The following is a 15,552-nucleotide window of genomic DNA, read 5'->3' as shown; positions in this document are numbered from 1 at the left end:
AAAGATGTTAAATTTTAGATTACTATTATGTCTACTTTTTTCAATTAATTGTTTTGCAATAGAAGACATTTATAAAAAGCTTGTTGAGCTTTCTATTAAAACATCTCCTGATGTCATTCAAAAAAGAGAAAATTTTATAGCGGCTCAAGAAAGAGACAGTACCAGCGGCTCAAGTTTTTATCCTAAGGTTGATTTAAAACTGGCCCAAGAACATTACAATGAAAGAAATATAACTCCTTATAGTATTTATGATGAAGATGGAAAGAATGATCTTTCTTCATATGAATTCACTTTATCAATGCCTCTATTCAAAAAATCTCTCTTTAGTAGAAAGAGTGAGACAAAGAGTCTTGAGCTACTGTCAAAAGAGGAATATGAATTATACGTTTTAAATTACAACTGGATCGTTAAGGATGCTCTTTCACGCTACTTAATCGAAACATATTTCACATATCGTCTAGATGATTTTATTGAGCAATCTCGTGACCTTATAAAAAAGGAGCGTACTTCACTACGACTTGGAAATAGTATTCGTGCTGATCTCGATCAAACAGAAGTAAACCTTTTAAATCTACTCAATCAAAAAGACGAAGTTGATCATCGCCAACTGATGGCCAAGCAATACTTAATGCTTCTAACAGGTCTAAAAGAAGATGATACGACATTTTCTCAAATTTTAAGTTATGTAAAAACGAAAGATGACTTTGAAAAGGCTATTGGATACTTAAGTAAGTTTGATGTTAGCGTAAATGATATTAATGACTTTCTAGAAAAGAATACGAGAAAGTTAAAAGAAACAAGCCCTTTCTTAAAACAGGTTCAACACAACTATGATGCTCAGGTTGCTAAAGTAAAACAGGATCTTGATAGAGAATATCCAGAGTTAGAATTAAGAGGCTCTCTATATAAAGAAAAAGGTAACTGGGGTGATGTATTTGATGAAAGTGGAAATTCAAAGAAAATCGGGGTCTATCTAAATATTCCCCTCTTTAGTGGATTCTCTACTTTTAGTAAAAAGGATGCCCAAGATAGTGACATTTTAGCTGCCGAGGTTTTAAAAAGACGTGAAGAGAGACGCTTTTACTTTAATATCAGAGAAAACCGTCTATTGATCGATAACTTAGAGATTAAAGTTAAAAGACTAAAAGAGATCGTTGAAAAACAGCGACGTATTCTAAATACCTTTTACAAGAGTTACAAACTTGGGAAAGTCACAATGGTCGATTTAATTCAAAAACAAAATGAACTTCTAATGCTTGAAAAAGTTTATGCAGAATCACGTATTAGACTATCAACTTCATTAGAAAGTCTTGGAAATACAATTGGTGTCTATGTCCTTGAAGAAGGAAAGAAGAAAAAGGCCCTAAACTAATAGGGCCAATAATTTATAGATTTTTTAATGATGTATTTAAATTAATAATTCCACCCGTAAGAATATCGCCATCCATTGATGAATTCTTTACGACATTATCCATTAACAATTTCTTTAGCTCCACCGCTGTTAAGCTTGGGTTACGAGAGAGAACTTCTGCTGCAACACCAGAAGCATTTGGTGCGGCCATTGATGTTCCAGACATATTCCCGTAACGATTCCCAGGTGTTGTCGAGTAGATCGATGAACCAGGAGATGAGAGATCAACATTTTCAACTCCATAATTAGAAAAATACGAAAAACGCCCATACTTAGTTGATGAGGCTATTACAATCATCCCCTCACTATCAAAAGATGCAGGATATGTAAGATAGCGATCAATATCTTTAGAGCTATTACCAGCACTAGTAACTACTAGAACATTATAAACTTTTGCAATATGATCAATTGTCTCTTTGACAAGGTCTCCACCTTCATTATGAGACTTTCCAAATGAGCAATTAATAATACGCGCGCCATTTCTTGCAGCATAAAGAAAACTTTCTGCAACATCGACATCAGTTTCATCACCACGACTAGGAACAGTACGAAGCCCCATGATTCTAACATTTGAAGCGACCCCAGCAATCCCCTTTCCATTATTTTGTTTTGCTGCAATTGTTCCTGAAACATGTGTTCCATGAGAATGCTTATCCATAATATCACTTGTCGCCTCTCCACTAGAGTCACGCTCAAGAGTATTGATTCCATGAATATCATCAATATACCCATTTCCATCATCATCAATTCCATTACCTGGAATTTCATCTTCATTGATCCACATCACATCTTTAAGATCTTCGTGATTATAATCAACTCCAGTATCAACAACTGCTACAATAACTGGAGCACCAGTAGAGAATCCAAACTCTTCATACGCTCGTGTTACGCCCATACCATATTCAGAAGCTGAATCGAATGCCCATAGCCTTGATATCTTTGGATCATTAAAAAGAGTTGCACGAGACTTATTAAATTGAGGCGCTACTTTTTCCACATCAGTTGGACGAGGTAACTTCTCAGTGTCCGCATATGTATCGAAGTATGCTGTTTTAACATTTTCATGATCAAGATAGAGATCAATTAATGATTCATCACCATTTGTGTAAGCGACATAGTTTTCACCAAAGAAATGTTTAATCTTTTGAACACCAGAAAATTGTGGCAGCGACTTCCCTTTCTTTACTTTGATAACAATTCGTTTCGAGTTGGCGTGTATTGATGTGGCCTTAGCTGATATATTCAGAAAAAAACCCAGAACAATTAAGATTGTTCCAATCAAGATCGAACGATTCATTTGCAATTCCTTTTGCTAATTAAATTTCAACAACTTAAGTGTAGCCATATAAAATCAATAAAGAAAATATCTTTTTCTTACATTTTTCATCGGATATGGGACCACTACCACCTCTTAACACATAGCGCACACGTTGTTTTTACCCCACTTTTAATGACAAATTCATGACAAAAAAGTAAGTTAAGTATTGTAATTTACAGACTCACATCTAAACACAAGGATATATTTTGAAGTACATCATTGGAACACGCGGTTCTCTTTTAGCACTTACACAATGTAATCAAGTTAAAGATCAATTAGAAGAATTAACTGGAGATCAGTTCGAGCTAAAGGTTATCAAGACTCAAGGAGATCAGGTTACAGACAAGCCTCTTTGGCAGCTTGAAGGTAAAGACTTTTTTACTAAAGAGCTTGATGCGGCCCTTTTAAATAAAGAAATTGATATGGTGGTTCACTCATATAAAGACCTTGGAAGTGATAGGCCTGAAGGTATTAAATTAGCGGCCATTACAAAAAGAGATTACGCTCACGATATTCTCTTTATTAAAGAAGAAACTGTAAGCCAATTAATGTGCAAAGAAATTAAAGAATTTGTTGTTGGAACATCATCACCAAGACGAATTACAAATATCGAAAGCTCACTTGCTGAATATCTTCCATATGGAGAGAACGTAAAAGTTACGACAAAGATGCTTAGAGGAAATGTAAACTCACGCCTACAAAAGTTGAGAGATGGTAATTATCATGCCATCGTTCTTGCGATGCCTGGGATTGAAAGACTTGCAATCACTGAGTCATCGAGAAAAGAACTCGAGCCACTTTTAAAAGATATGACTTATATGGTTATGCCTCATAGCCAATTCCCAGCAGCGGCATCTCAAGGTGCTCTAGGAATTGAATGCCTTGAAGGACGTGATGATAATGGTGAATTAGAAGCAAAGTTAAAACAGCTTCAAGATAAAGATACAGTTAGTGAAGTAAGTCGTGAACGCCAGGCCTTTGCAAGCTATGGTGGAGGTTGTCACTTAGCAGTTGGAATTAACGTTACTAAAAAAGGTGACTACTACGTTCATACTCATAAAGGTAAAGTAGATGACAAAGTTATCTTTGAGAGACATCTTGAAGGAAGCTTTCCTTCTCCAGAAAAGAAAGAGCGCGCCTTCATCGGTCTTCCTCACGCTGATCACAGAGAAGATGAATATATTTATTGTGAATTAATAAATAAGGAATCGCTTAAGAAAGCAAATATTCCTAATAATGATCTTCTTGTTTCTGCTCGTTACGGTGCAAACCTATTCAAAAACCACGGTAAGGCAGTTTATACGGCAGGACTTTCAACTTGGAGACTACTTGCTAGGAATGGTCAATGGGTTCATGGAAGCTGTGACAGTTTAGGTGAAGCATATCTAGATAAAATTCGTGATTCCAAAGCAATTGAAGTGATGAATGGGCCAAAAGAAGAATTAACCATTCTAACTCATAAGGACTCATACTCTGACTACGGCCAGATTATGGAAGCTTACGAAAAAAGTACGAATGACGTTCGTGAAGGATTTATGGACGAATTAAGACAATGTGATGTCTTCTTTTGGACAAGCTTCTCACAATATAAAACTTATACACAACATATTCCAGAAATAAAGAATAAGTTCCATGCTTGTGGGCTTGGAAAGACTTTTGAACAATTATCAAAAGAAGATATTACAGTTCGTCCATTCACATCAATGGAAGAATTTAAAAACTGGATGAAGCAAAAATAAGAAAAGGATTAAATAATGAGTAATTTACACACAGAGATTTTTGAAAAGAGTAAGAAGATGGTTCCAGGAGGAGTTCACTCACCTGTTCGATCTTTCAAGGGAATGGAGTCAACTCCTAAGTTTTTCAAGAGCGCAAATGGTGCATACTTTACTGATATTGAGGGTAAAGACTATATCGACTTTTGCATGAGCTTTGGTCCCCTCGTTCTTGGACACCAAAATCCAGCAGTAAAAGAAAAATTGACCCAGGCCCTTGGTCGTGGTTGGAGCTACGGAGCTTGTGAGCCATACTCAGTTGACCTTGCTGAATACCTACTTTCTCGTCTACCTCACGTTGATCAAATCAGATTTGTGAACTCTGGTACTGAAGCGGTTATGACTGCTTTAAGACTTGCTCGAGGTGTAACAAAGAAAAATAAAATCATTAAATTTAACGGTTGTTACCATGGACACGTTGATGCCATGTTAATTAAAGCAGGTTCAGGTCTTGCTGGAGCAGCAGAGTCATCTTCATTAGGTGTACCAAAAGGTGTAGCTGACGATACTCTAATTCTAGAACTAGAAGATCTTGATGGTGTAAAAAAATGTTTTGAAGACCACAAAGATGAAATTGCAGCAATTATCGTTGAGCCTCTACCAGCTAATAATGGACTTCTTATTCAAGATCAAGAATTCCTACAAGGACTTCGCGATATCACAAAAGCAAATGATGCTCTTTTAATCTTTGATGAAGTTATTTCTGGTTTCCGTGTTGCCTTTGGTGGAATGGCCGAGCTTACAGGAATCACACCAGATATCGTAACTTACGGAAAAGTTATCGGCGGTGGTCTTCCAGTTGGTGCTCTAGCAGCGAAAACAGAGATAATGGAACACCTTGCTCCAGTTGGTGGTGTTTATCAAGCAGGTACTTTAAGTGCCAACCCACTTGCAATGGTTGGAGGGCTTGAGACGCTTAAGCAGATGACAAAGGAAAATTACGAAAAGCTAGAACAAAACACTCTAAGAATTGTAAATATCTTTAAGAAATGGCTAGCTGAGTATAACGATGGACAGTTTTCAAATTATAATATTATCCACCACTCTTCTCTATTTTGGATTGTTCCAGGAGATAAGATAAAGTCAGTTGGTAATATTCCAGGAAATATCGGTGAAGACTTTGTTCCATTATTTGAACTACTATTAGAAAAAGGTATTTATCTCTCACCTAATGCATATGAAGTTGGTTTTGGCTCACTTGCTCACGACGAAGATGTTGCAAAAGATCTAGAAAAGAGACTTTGGAGCTAGTTAGAAATTGGAACTTAAGAAGTCATCATCACCATTTTTCATTGTATCGGCCATCACAAGTGGCCTAATCTTTCTTTTTGGAGTTTGGTGGCTTTATTTAATTTTTAAGCTTAGTGACCGCCTCAGTAGCTTAAATGTTACAGAAGACCTAAATATTGGCTCACTTATAAAATGGGAAGGGACAACCTTTCTAGTGCTAATTCTAGTTCTAGTAGTTTCACATACTCTCCTATTTATACGCGACCAAAGAAAGAATCGATCTATTACGGCTTTTTTTGCAGGTCTTACACATGAGCTTAAAACGCCACTTGCTAGTATCAAGCTACAGTCGGAAGTCATTAAAGACGAAGTTGATGGAATAGAAAATCAAAGATTAGAAAAATTAACGAATCGCCTAATTGAGGATACCATTCGACTAGAGAATCAAATGGATAAAATCCTTCAACTTTCGAGATTAGAAAGAGGTGGAAATCTTAATTTTGTTGATGTGGACATCACTCACTTTATCGCTAATATTGTAAAGTCAGATTACTCTTCAAAACTTAATGTTGAACTAGAAGACGGTGCTGAGGAAGTTAGTGTAAGTGCTGATGAGTTTGCCCTAAGTATTATATTCAAAAATCTTTTAGAAAATACGATTTCACATACGAACTCGAAAGATGTTTCCATAACAATTACTACCCTTGAAGATAAGGCCATTATTACATACCAAGACAAAGGTACTTTTAATGGTGAAATTAACAAACTTGGAAATCTCTTTTATAAACATGAGTCAACAAAAGGCTCTGGAATAGGGCTTTATCTATCAAGAAAGTTAATAAGTCGTATGCATGGAAGTTTAGATATTACTAAGGAGAATGGGCTTATCTTTAAGATATCTCTACCACTTTCAAAAGCCGAGGAAGAAAATGAGTAACTTCGGAAAGATACTAGTCGTAGAAGACGATAATAACCTTGGTGATACTCTTAGTGAGTACTTAGAAGATGTTGGTCATCAATGTAAACTTGCAAAAAATGTCAAAGATGCGAGATATTATTTTGAACAATTTGGCCCAAATATCATTCTTATGGATATTGGTCTACCTGATGGTAATGGAATCGAATTAGCAAAAGAATTTAGAAAAGAAAGAAGAGACTTCATACTTCTTTTCTTGTCTGCCCTTAATGATCCTCAAACGAAGGTTGAAGGATTTGAAGCAGGTGGAGAAGACTATATAACAAAGCCATTTGCTTTAAAAGAGCTAACAATAAGGCTTGATCGTCTTCTTAGCTTTAAAACTACAATTGATTCATTAGATGATGAAATTATTATTGGTGACTTAAAGATTTGGCCAAAAAGATTTGAAGTTCAAGATGGTGAAGGAAAAATAATTAATTTAACGCAAAAAGAATGCGCAATTCTTGAGATCTTATTAAAGAAAAAGAACGAAGCTGTAGAGAGGGATCTTATTATTGAGAAAGTCTGGGGTGAAGACAAGTTCCCTTCTCAACGAACAGTGGATAATTATATTGTTAAACTTAGAAAGTGGGCCGAGAGCGACTCCAAGAACTCCCTAGAGATTCAAAGTGTTCGTGGAATTGGCTATAAATTGATTATTAATAAATAATCAAAAAGGATTAAGAGATGGGATTATTTAACGATCGCAAAAGTGAAAACGGAAAAGAATTTGTACCTGTATGGTTTATGCGTCAAGCTGGACGCTACCACGATCATTACCAAGGAATGAAAAAGAAGAATACTTTTATGGAATTATGCAAGCAACCAGAGCTAGCATGTGAAGTAACAATGGGTCCTATCAATGACTTTAAATTTGATGCGGCCATCTTATTTTCAGATCTACTTTTCCCTCTTGAGCAAATGGGAATGGGACTAGAATATGCACCAGGACCTAAATTAGAAAAGAAACTAGAAACTGTAGCTGATATTAAAGGGCTAAAATTTCTTGATACAGCAGAGAACTTTTATAAATTCCAAGGTGAAGCCTGTACACTTTTAAAAGAGACTCTACCAAATACAACGACTCTTCTAGGATTTGTTGGTGCTCCTTTCACTCTATACACTTATGCTGTTGAAGGATCTCATGCTGGATCACTTTATAGCTCAAAGCTAGGTCTTTATGATGGTCGTTGGGATGCATTTGTCGAGTTACTTATCCCAGAACTTCTTGGTGAGATGCGTGCTCAGGCCCTAGGTGGAGCAGATGCTATGTGCTTATTTGACACTGCTTCTGGTGAGTTAAACTACGAAGATTATACTCAGATCGTTCTTCCTGTACTCAAAAGAGTTACAGCAGAATTCAAAAAAGAATTCCCAAATAAAAAAGTCATCTACTATTCTAAAATGACTCACCTTCGTTATCTACAAGCAATCGAGGACGATAATATTGATGTTCTTGGTGTTGATTGGAGACATGATCTTGGTCATGTTCTAAACACTCTAGGTAACGACTACTATATTCAAGGAAATCTTGAACCAGCATACTTAGGGCTTCCATGGGAAACTCTAGAAAAGAAATGGATGGGGCTTTACGAGTCACTCCAAACGGCCAATGCTCCGATGAATAAATGGATTTGTGGACTTGGCCACGGTTGTCTTCAGTGGATTGACCAAGAGAATGTGAGAAAAAGTGTCGAATTAATTCAAAGTAAGTTTCAATACTAATTGTTTGGGCGCATAGCGCCCAAACTCTCCTAATACAAGGCCCTTACAGCTTCTATGTAAGAATATAATAGAATCTATCGCTATTTTAATCAGTTGTTTGGCCATAAACTTGTTTAGTTAATAGATAAAATTGACCAAGGAAGGTTGAATGAAATTTACACAAAAGGTATTAGTAGCAGGACTGTCTCTTTTAACAATTAATTCTTTTGCCCAAGATCTAAACGGGAATCACGAGCATAATTACATTGTAACAGGAAAAGACCTATTCACATCAACTCAGAGTCTACACTCTGAAATGCAACTTGATGTTATTAAAGTTGAAAAAGATCTTGTTATTGCAAAAACAAAAAGAATGGAAGAGCGAGCTGAAATTTCTCACCTTGCCCACGAAGAACATAAAAGATGTGGTGGATACTTCGCATTTCAAACAAAAGAAGAAGCATTAAAATTCGTTAAAGAATCTCAAGAAAATATGAAAGGACAGCAAGACTATAGTTCACTTGTTGCCGACTACACTCTTAACCAAGAAGATCTTGTAAGAGATACTATTTCAAAAGCACAGGAAAGCTCAATTAGAGGTGTTATTGAAAAGATGTCTAGCTTCCATAATCGTTATTATAAGTCAGAAACAGGTGTTCAATCACAACAATGGCTTAAGGATCACTGGACGAGCCTAACGGCACACAGAAATGACATCAGTGTTGAATTTTTTAATCATTCAGGATTCCCTCAACCATCAGTAATTGCAACAATTAAAGGTAAATCAGATGATATTATCGTAATTGGTGGACATGCTGACTCTATTGCTGGTTGGTGGGGACGTACAAATGCTCACGCACCAGGTGCAGATGATAACGCTTCAGGAACAGCAACTGTAACAGAAGTTTTAAAAGTTTTAGCTCAAAGTGGTTATCAACCAGAGAAGACAATTAAGTTCATGGCCTATGCAGCAGAAGAAGTTGGACTTCTTGGATCTAAAGATATTGCACAAACTCACAAGCGTGAAGGTAAAAGTGTTGTTGGTGTCATGCAACTTGATATGACAAACTTCAATAACTCTAATGACGATATTACGATTATTACTGACTATACTAATGAAGCACAAAATAACTTCCTAGGATCTCTGATTGATACATATCTTCCAGAATTAACTTGGGGACGTGATACTTGTGGATATGCTTGTTCAGACCATGCTTCGTGGACAGCTCAAGGATTTCCAGCTTCGACACCATTTGAAACTCGTAAGCGTGAAATGAATGGAAGAATTCACACATCACGTGATACTCTAGATTACATGGGTGGAACAGCAGATCATGCACTTAAATTTGCTAAGCTTGCCTTATCATTTGTCATTGAACTTGATAGATAATTTCAGATCTCTCAACTTTGATATATAAAAAGCCTCCGAAAGGAGGCTTTTTTTATGTCCAGGATGGACGCAATCCTTACTTAAATTCAATCGATAATGGACAGTGATCACTTCCCATTACATCTGGCTGATGCCAACAATTCTCTACTCTTGAAACAAATTCATCAGTTGACCAAAAATAATCAATACGCCAACCAACATTTCGTTCACGACAATTGCTTCGATAAGTCCACCAAGTATAGTGGCCATTCTCTTCTGGAGAAGTGAATTCACGGAAAAGATCAGTAAAGCCTTGGGCCTTAAACTCATCCATCCATTCACGCTCAAGAGGAAGAAAACCTGTCGTCTTCTTATTTGTTTTTGGATTAGCAAGATCATTTTCAGTATGGGCAGTGTTGTAGTCACCACAGATCACAACTTCTTTCTTTGTCTTCTTCTTAAGCTTTAAAGCTTTATCAGCAACAGCACGACAGAAGTCCATCTTATATGGAACTCTTGCGTGATCTCTTTGTCCATTTGGGAAGTAACAATTAAAGAGGATATAATCATCAAATTCTGAAATGATGGTACGTCCTTCACAATCAAACTCAGGAATTCCAAGTCCAACCGTGTGCTTAACATTGATTCCTTTGCGTACCCAAGTGGCCACACCTGAATATCCCTTTCTTTCCGCAGGTGCTATTAACACTTCGTGATTATCAGGATTATTTAGGCGATCACTTAATTGCTCAGGTAGTGCCTTTGTCTCTTGGAGACAAATTACATCTGAATCATCTTCTAAATACCAATCGTAAAAACCTTTTTTCTCACAGGCCCTAAGACCTGCAACGTTCCAACTTGAAATCTTAGTCAAAACTAGGCTCCTAAAATCGAGATACCAGAATCAACGTAAAGCACTTGTCCTGTTACACCATTTGCAAGGCGTGAACCTAAGAACACAGCAGCTCCACCAACATCTTCTTGAGTTACATTGCGACGAAGTGGCGACTTCTCTTCAACGTCATTTAAGAATCCTTTTAGCCCTGGTACACCAGAAGCAGCAAGAGTTCTAATTGGACCTGCAGAGATACAATTTACTCGAATCCCTTCTGGGCCTAAATCATCAGCAAGATATCTCATTGTTGATTCAAGAGATGCTTTTGCAACACCCATTACGTTATAACCATTAAGAACTTTTACTGATCCATGGTAAGTAAGAGCGATAACAGAGCAATCTTTTGCCATAAGTGGCTTAAGAACATTACACACACCTAAAAGTGAGTAAGCTGAGATATCTTGTGCCATTTTAAAACCTTCACGGCTTGTTTTATGGAAACGATCCTTAAGATCTGTTTTATCTGCAAATGCTAGTGAGTGAACGATAACATCAACATCACCCCATTTCTCTTTTACGATTTCTGCCATCTTAGTCATATGCTCTTCATTTTGAACATCTAACTCAAATGTAAACTCTCCACCAATTTCTTCGCTGAGTGGTTCAACTCTTTTTTGTAGAGCTTCGTTTAAGTATGAAAATGCAAGACGTGCACCTTGCTCTTTCATTTGTTTTGAAATTCCCCATGCAATTGACTTATCATTTGCAAGGCCTAGGACTAGAACTTTCTTTCCTTCTAAAATTCCCATTTATATCTCCATTACTTTATTTAACAAACTTGTAGCCGACAGAGCGGATACTAATAATATGTTTAGGTTCCTTTGGATTTTCTTCAAAGTATTTTCTAAAACGTACAATGAAGTTGTCAATTGTACGAGTATTTGAATCCTTTTTGTAGCCCAATAACTCAAGTAACTCACCGCGCGTTACCACTTCTCCTTCATTTTGAGTTAAAAGTGTCAAAATCTTAGCCTCTTGCTCAGTCAGTGAATACTCCTGTTCATTTGAATAGGCCTTAAAGTCTGAGAAGTTAATCTCATTATTTCCAAACTTATAAACTTCGACTTCTTTCTTTGTCCAACTTGATCTTTTGAGAAGCCTTTTAACCCTTAAAATAAACTCATCCAGGTTAAATGGTTTTGCCAGATAATCATCTGTCCCCAAATTAAAACAGCGAACTTTAGATTTACTACTATCTTTAGCAGATAGCACTAAAACAGGTGTCTTCTCATTTACATCGCGAATTTTTACAAGAATATCCTCACCACTTAGTCCAGGCAACATTAGATCAAGAACCACCAAATCAAAATTCTTTTGCTCATAGATCTCAATGGCCTCATCACCACGGGCAGCATGAGTAACTTCAAATCCTTCTAGTTCTAAATTTAGGATGATTCCCTTTGCAATATTCTCCTCATCTTCAATAAGTAAAATATGACTCATAATCTAATCCTTCTTATGTAGTTTTAATAATAATTTTAAAGTTAGACCCTTGCCTTTACCTTCACTAGAAGCAGTAATTCTACCAGAGTGAATTTTCATAATTTGAGTGGCCATATAAAGACCAACACCACTGCCCTTAGAGGATCTACCAACTTGATAAAACTTTTTAAATATATTCTTTAATTCTTTTTCTTCAACACCATCACCATTATCGACAAAGAATAACTCTCCAAAGTTTTTAGATTTTTGAAAAATAACCTCAACTTTCTTCTGAGCTTTACTATTATATCGAATCGCATTGGTAAAAATATTCATAAGTAAAATATCAAAGAGCTTCGGATCAAAATCAATAAAAGCATCCTCTTCAAGATGAAGATAACTAACCTGAAGATCTTTAAAATTATGCTTATTTCTATCCAGAAATTCTTCAATGGCCGTACGAACCCCAATCAGTCTCACGTCTGGCTCGACCTTCTTCTCTTCAATTCGTCCAAGCTGAAGGATTTGTTCGATATTATCGCCTAGTCTCTCCGTATCTTGGCGCATAACATCTAAGTACTCCATTTGTTTTTCGCGAGGAAATTCATGTTTCTTTAAGGTATCGATAAATATCCCGATAGAAGCAACCGGTGTCTTTAGTTCATGCGTGAAACCGTTAATAAAGTTTTGTTGCATACGATAGAGCTGACGTAATTTTTGATAGTAATAAAAAACTAAACTAAAGCCTAAGATAATCAAAGTAACAAGAATTGATAAGACCAGGATCATAACCCAGGTCTGAGTTTGCTGAAATTGTACGAGTTGAATCCCAGACTTTTCAACAAATATCGTTAGCTTCTCGTTAACTTCTAAATACGAAGAAATATAGAGGTATAAAGAAACCCCAAGTGCGACAAGGGATGAAATAAAAATAAAGACGGGATGTAAAAATACAGGTCCCCTAATTTGACGTGCCATTTGCAAATTTTAGCAATTATTGGCACTATAAGTTAAGGAAAAATGTTTAATAATGAGGACAAAATGGAATCAAAAATCCAAAATCTTGCAAAGTATATTGACCACACTCTTTTAAAGCCAGAAGCAAGTGCTGCTCAGATAAAGAAGCTATGTACTGAAGCCAATGAATATGGATTTAAGTCAATTTGTATTAACCCTTCTCGTATTGAAGAAGCAAAGAAGCATCTTGACCCACAAAGGTCCATGATTTGTACAGTTATTGGTTTTCCATTAGGGGCCATGACAACGGAGGCAAAGGCGTTTGAAACAAAAGATGCCATCGAAAAAGGTGCCAGCGAAATTGATATGGTCTTAAATATTGGAAAGCTTAAAGAAGGCGAAATTGACTATATAAAAAGTGATATTGCAGCAGTTGTTGCACAAGCTGGAGAGAAGACAGTAAAAGTTATATTTGAAACATGCCTATTGAATGAAAAGGAAATCCGTTTGGCCACAAATGCGGCCATTGATGCAGGTGCAAAGTTTATAAAAACATCAACAGGTTTCTCTTCCTCAGGGGCAACACCAGAAGTTGTTGAAATTATGTTAGAAGAGGCCCAGAAACGCTGTGAGGTAAAGGCATCTGGTGGTGTTAGAAGTTACGAAGACGCAATAAAATACATCGAAATGGGTGTGACAAGACTTGGAACAAGTTCTGGAATTGCGATTATGAATGGTGAAAAAAACACAACATCTTCTTACTAAGGTGTAAGTAGACGCGTTCTTATGGTATTGATAGATAAGTAGCAAGACGCTACTCAATCTAGCCGGAGATCGAATGTTTAAAGCTTTCCTTTTCACCACGCTTACCTTAGTTACAACAATCTTTTCATTACAGAGCCTCGCAAGTTGCGAACAACAAGATCAGAATATTGCTTATAAGAACACAAGAGAGTTCATAAGAATTAAGAAAGTTGTTAATGAGGTTGGAGCCAAGAAGGTTGGTAAGGACCTTAAAAAACAAATCAATTCACTTTTTAATCAAACGAGAAATTACTACTTTCAATCAAAATGCCTAAGCTTACGTCATCAACAGCTTGGAATTCTCATGGAATTAAAAGAGCTAAAGAAATTATAAGCTTTTCTTTACCGCTTCCCACCTACCGCTAATAATGGGCAAGGTGGCAAAATGACTTTAACAATAACCATGGAAGGTTTGTATGGAAAGAGTCATTAATCAATTATCAATTTCAAAACATGCACAAAAGAGAATGTCTCAGCGTCAGATTGAATTAAATGATAGGGACTTATTTAAACTCAGCGAAGCCGCAATGAAACTAAAGGCCAAAGGCTCTCATGAGTCCTTGATCATTACTCCCATCGCTGCTTTTATTTTAGATATCGACCATCATTGTCTCATCACGGCAATTCACTCCGATGAGATGAATGAGAATATTTTCACTAAGATTGATGCGACAATGATAGTGAATTAAAGAGTATTCCAATAATTGATTTCTAAATCCCCTTTATGCTGGAGATCATTAGCACTTGAAGGAACTGCTCCACTGAAGATTAATTCATCATTTTCAGTCTCAAAAACTGAAGTTGTTAGAATGTGATTACCTTCCATAGAATTTACTTCCATGATCTGAGTAACCTTACGTCTTCCATTCTCACCGCGTCCTAATTGAATAATATAATCAACGGCCGTGGAGATGTAACGTCTAACTACATGATATGGCAGATCAAAGCCTGACATTAGAAAGAGAGACTCAACTCTTTGTAGACACTCAACAGGTGAGTTCGCATGGATTGAAGTCATACTTCCATCGTGGCCAGTATTCATCGCCTGAATCATATCAAAAGTCTCAGCTCCCCTAACCTCACCAACAATGATTCGATCAGGTCTCATTCGTAGAGTATTTTTAACGAGCTCACTCATTGAGATATTCTTATCAAGCCCTGCCTCAAGACGAACAGAGTTAGGCTGTTTTAAAACAAGCTCAATAGTATCCTCAATGGTAATAATTCTCTCTCCTTGATCAACTTCTTTTAAAAGCATATTCATAAAAGTCGTCTTTCCAGAACCTGTTCCACCAGAGATCAGAATATTCTTTCTTGAGCGCATTAAGGCCATAAGGAATGGAACGACATTTTCAGGAATATTAAAGAGAGCTCCGTGTTTTTCGAGCTCAAAGTTATTTGAGAGGTATTTTCTAATTGTTATGGATGTACCACTTGAGGCAAATGGTTCGCTAATAATATTAACACGTGAGCCATCTGGCAGACGGCCATCTAAGATAGGATCATTATTTGAGAATTCTTTCTTATTAAAAATTGCAACTTCTGTAGCAAAGTCGAGAATATCTTTTTTATTAATATTCACATTTAGGCCAATGAACTCTCCGGCCCTTTCAACAAAAACACTATTTGGTCCATTAATGACAATTTCAGAGATCCCTCGTTTTGTTGATAGATCATCTAACATTTTCCAAATACTATTTTCAGTCATA

At 36.5% G+C, this 15,552-nt stretch carries 16 protein-coding genes; 10 read left to right on the top strand and 6 right to left on the bottom strand.

The genetic code is table 11. The features are described 5' to 3' along the window. The first annotated feature begins 4 nt into the window (after positions 1-4). Entirely contained in the window at positions 5-1,372 is a 1,368-nt protein-coding gene (locus VCM44_RS06280) for a TolC family protein (RefSeq protein WP_334678318.1), read from the top strand. 13 nt (positions 1,373-1,385) lie between these two features. Here the strand turns inward: VCM44_RS06280 and VCM44_RS06275 are convergent, their stop codons facing one another. Continuing rightward, the gene (locus VCM44_RS06275) at positions 1,386-2,708 is read right to left on the bottom strand and encodes a S8 family peptidase (protein WP_334678317.1); all 1,323 of its coding nucleotides are present in this window, start codon (positions 2,706-2,708) and stop codon (positions 1,386-1,388) included. Between the two features lie 227 nt (positions 2,709-2,935). Between VCM44_RS06275 and hemC the strand changes: the two genes are divergently transcribed. The 6 genes from hemC to VCM44_RS06245 all read left to right on the top strand — a co-directional run bounded on the left by hemC (position 2,936) and on the right by VCM44_RS06245 (position 9,786). Beyond that, on the top strand, positions 2,936-4,468 hold the full coding sequence (gene hemC, locus VCM44_RS06270) for a hydroxymethylbilane synthase (protein ID WP_334678316.1): 1,533 nt from the start codon (positions 2,936-2,938) through the stop codon (positions 4,466-4,468). A 15-nt stretch (positions 4,469-4,483) separates the two neighbouring features. Beyond that, entirely contained in the window at positions 4,484-5,755 is a 1,272-nt protein-coding gene (locus VCM44_RS06265) for a glutamate-1-semialdehyde 2,1-aminomutase (RefSeq protein WP_115363520.1), read from the top strand. Between the two features lie 7 nt (positions 5,756-5,762). Further along, entirely contained in the window at positions 5,763-6,671 is a 909-nt protein-coding gene (locus tag VCM44_RS06260) for a sensor histidine kinase (RefSeq protein WP_115363522.1), read from the top strand. Further along, positions 6,664-7,362, top strand: coding sequence for a response regulator transcription factor (locus VCM44_RS06255; protein WP_158536921.1), 699 nt, complete (start codon positions 6,664-6,666; stop codon positions 7,360-7,362). Before VCM44_RS06260 ends, VCM44_RS06255 begins: the two co-directional genes overlap by 8 nt. A 17-nt stretch (positions 7,363-7,379) precedes the next feature. Further along, the gene (locus VCM44_RS06250; RefSeq protein ID WP_120405081.1) at positions 7,380-8,417 is read left to right on the top strand and encodes a uroporphyrinogen decarboxylase family protein; all 1,038 of its coding nucleotides are present in this window, start codon (positions 7,380-7,382) and stop codon (positions 8,415-8,417) included. A 148-nt stretch (positions 8,418-8,565) separates the two neighbouring features. Beyond that, complete coding sequence (locus VCM44_RS06245; protein ID WP_115363528.1) at positions 8,566-9,786, top strand: M20/M25/M40 family metallo-hydrolase; 1,221 nt, start codon at positions 8,566-8,568, stop codon at positions 9,784-9,786. Between the two features lie 76 nt (positions 9,787-9,862). On the opposite strand, the gene VCM44_RS06240 is transcribed toward VCM44_RS06245, so the two are convergent. Genes VCM44_RS06240 through VCM44_RS06225 form a run of 4 tightly spaced genes read right to left on the bottom strand, consistent with a single transcriptional unit; the run spans position 9,863 to position 13,060 of the window. Beyond that, entirely contained in the window at positions 9,863-10,639 is a 777-nt protein-coding gene (locus tag VCM44_RS06240; protein ID WP_334678315.1) for an exodeoxyribonuclease III, read from the bottom strand. A gap of 2 nt (positions 10,640-10,641) precedes the next feature. Then, positions 10,642-11,409, bottom strand: a complete 768-nt coding sequence (locus VCM44_RS06235; protein WP_115363532.1) for an enoyl-ACP reductase FabI — start codon at positions 11,407-11,409, stop codon at positions 10,642-10,644. 16 nt (positions 11,410-11,425) lie between these two features. Beyond that, a complete protein-coding gene (locus tag VCM44_RS06230) occupies positions 11,426-12,103 on the bottom strand; it encodes a response regulator transcription factor (protein WP_115363534.1) in 678 nt (225 codons plus the stop codon). Between the two features lie 3 nt (positions 12,104-12,106). Then, positions 12,107-13,060 carry a sensor histidine kinase gene (locus VCM44_RS06225; RefSeq protein WP_334678314.1) on the bottom strand — a complete coding sequence of 318 codons (954 nt, stop codon included), beginning with the start codon at positions 13,058-13,060 and terminating at the stop codon, positions 12,107-12,109. 63 nt (positions 13,061-13,123) lie between these two features. Between VCM44_RS06225 and deoC the strand changes: the two genes are divergently transcribed. The 3 genes from deoC to VCM44_RS06210 all read left to right on the top strand — a co-directional run bounded on the left by deoC (position 13,124) and on the right by VCM44_RS06210 (position 14,532). Then, entirely contained in the window at positions 13,124-13,804 is a 681-nt protein-coding gene (gene deoC / locus VCM44_RS06220; RefSeq protein ID WP_334678313.1) for a deoxyribose-phosphate aldolase, read from the top strand. Positions 13,805-13,877: 73 nt separating this feature from the next. Further along, positions 13,878-14,177, top strand: a complete 300-nt coding sequence (locus VCM44_RS06215) for a hypothetical protein (protein ID WP_334678312.1) — start codon at positions 13,878-13,880, stop codon at positions 14,175-14,177. 82 nt (positions 14,178-14,259) lie between these two features. Continuing rightward, a complete protein-coding gene (locus VCM44_RS06210) occupies positions 14,260-14,532 on the top strand; it encodes a hypothetical protein (RefSeq protein WP_115363543.1) in 273 nt (90 codons plus the stop codon). Here VCM44_RS06210 and VCM44_RS06205 read toward each other — a convergent pair. Then, on the bottom strand, positions 14,529-15,551 hold the full coding sequence (locus VCM44_RS06205) for a CpaF family protein (protein ID WP_115363545.1): 1,023 nt from the start codon (positions 15,549-15,551) through the stop codon (positions 14,529-14,531). The two genes, VCM44_RS06210 and VCM44_RS06205, sit on opposite strands and share 4 nt — an antisense overlap. Between the last annotated feature and the right edge of the window lies 1 nt (position 15,552).

Origin of the sequence: Halobacteriovorax sp. DPLXC-1 (assembly GCF_036903125.1) — a bacterium.
In the GTDB taxonomy this organism is placed as follows: domain Bacteria; phylum Bdellovibrionota; class Bacteriovoracia; order Bacteriovoracales; family Bacteriovoracaceae; genus Halobacteriovorax_A; species Halobacteriovorax_A vibrionivorans.
The sequence above is the reverse complement of the archived record's forward strand: the minus strand, read 5'-3'. Positions and strand labels throughout refer to the sequence as shown.

Bases quoted from the DNA above. Each gene is read 5' to 3' on its own strand.
- VCM44_RS06280 (WP_334678318.1), top strand. From the start codon at position 5: ATGTTAAATTTTAGATTACTATTATGTCTACTTTTTTCAATTAATTGT.
- VCM44_RS06275 (WP_334678317.1), bottom strand. From the start codon at position 2,708: ATGAATCGTTCGATCTTGATTGGAACAATCTTAATTGTTCTGGGTTTT.
- VCM44_RS06265 (WP_115363520.1), top strand. From the start codon at position 4,484: ATGAGTAATTTACACACAGAGATTTTTGAAAAGAGTAAGAAGATGGTT.
- VCM44_RS06255 (WP_158536921.1), top strand. From the start codon at position 6,664: ATGAGTAACTTCGGAAAGATACTAGTCGTAGAAGACGATAATAACCTT.
- VCM44_RS06250 (WP_120405081.1), top strand. From the start codon at position 7,380: ATGGGATTATTTAACGATCGCAAAAGTGAAAACGGAAAAGAATTTGTA.
- VCM44_RS06245 (WP_115363528.1), top strand. From the start codon at position 8,566: ATGAAATTTACACAAAAGGTATTAGTAGCAGGACTGTCTCTTTTAACA.
- VCM44_RS06235 (WP_115363532.1), bottom strand. From the start codon at position 11,409: ATGGGAATTTTAGAAGGAAAGAAAGTTCTAGTCCTAGGCCTTGCAAAT.
- VCM44_RS06230 (WP_115363534.1), bottom strand. From the start codon at position 12,103: ATGAGTCATATTTTACTTATTGAAGATGAGGAGAATATTGCAAAGGGA.
- VCM44_RS06225 (WP_334678314.1), bottom strand. From the start codon at position 13,060: ATGGCACGTCAAATTAGGGGACCTGTATTTTTACATCCCGTCTTTATT.
- deoC (WP_334678313.1), top strand. From the start codon at position 13,124: ATGGAATCAAAAATCCAAAATCTTGCAAAGTATATTGACCACACTCTT.
- VCM44_RS06215 (WP_334678312.1), top strand. From the start codon at position 13,878: ATGTTTAAAGCTTTCCTTTTCACCACGCTTACCTTAGTTACAACAATC.
- VCM44_RS06210 (WP_115363543.1), top strand. From the start codon at position 14,260: ATGGAAAGAGTCATTAATCAATTATCAATTTCAAAACATGCACAAAAG.
- VCM44_RS06205 (WP_115363545.1), bottom strand. From the start codon at position 15,551: ATGACTGAAAATAGTATTTGGAAAATGTTAGATGATCTATCAACAAAA.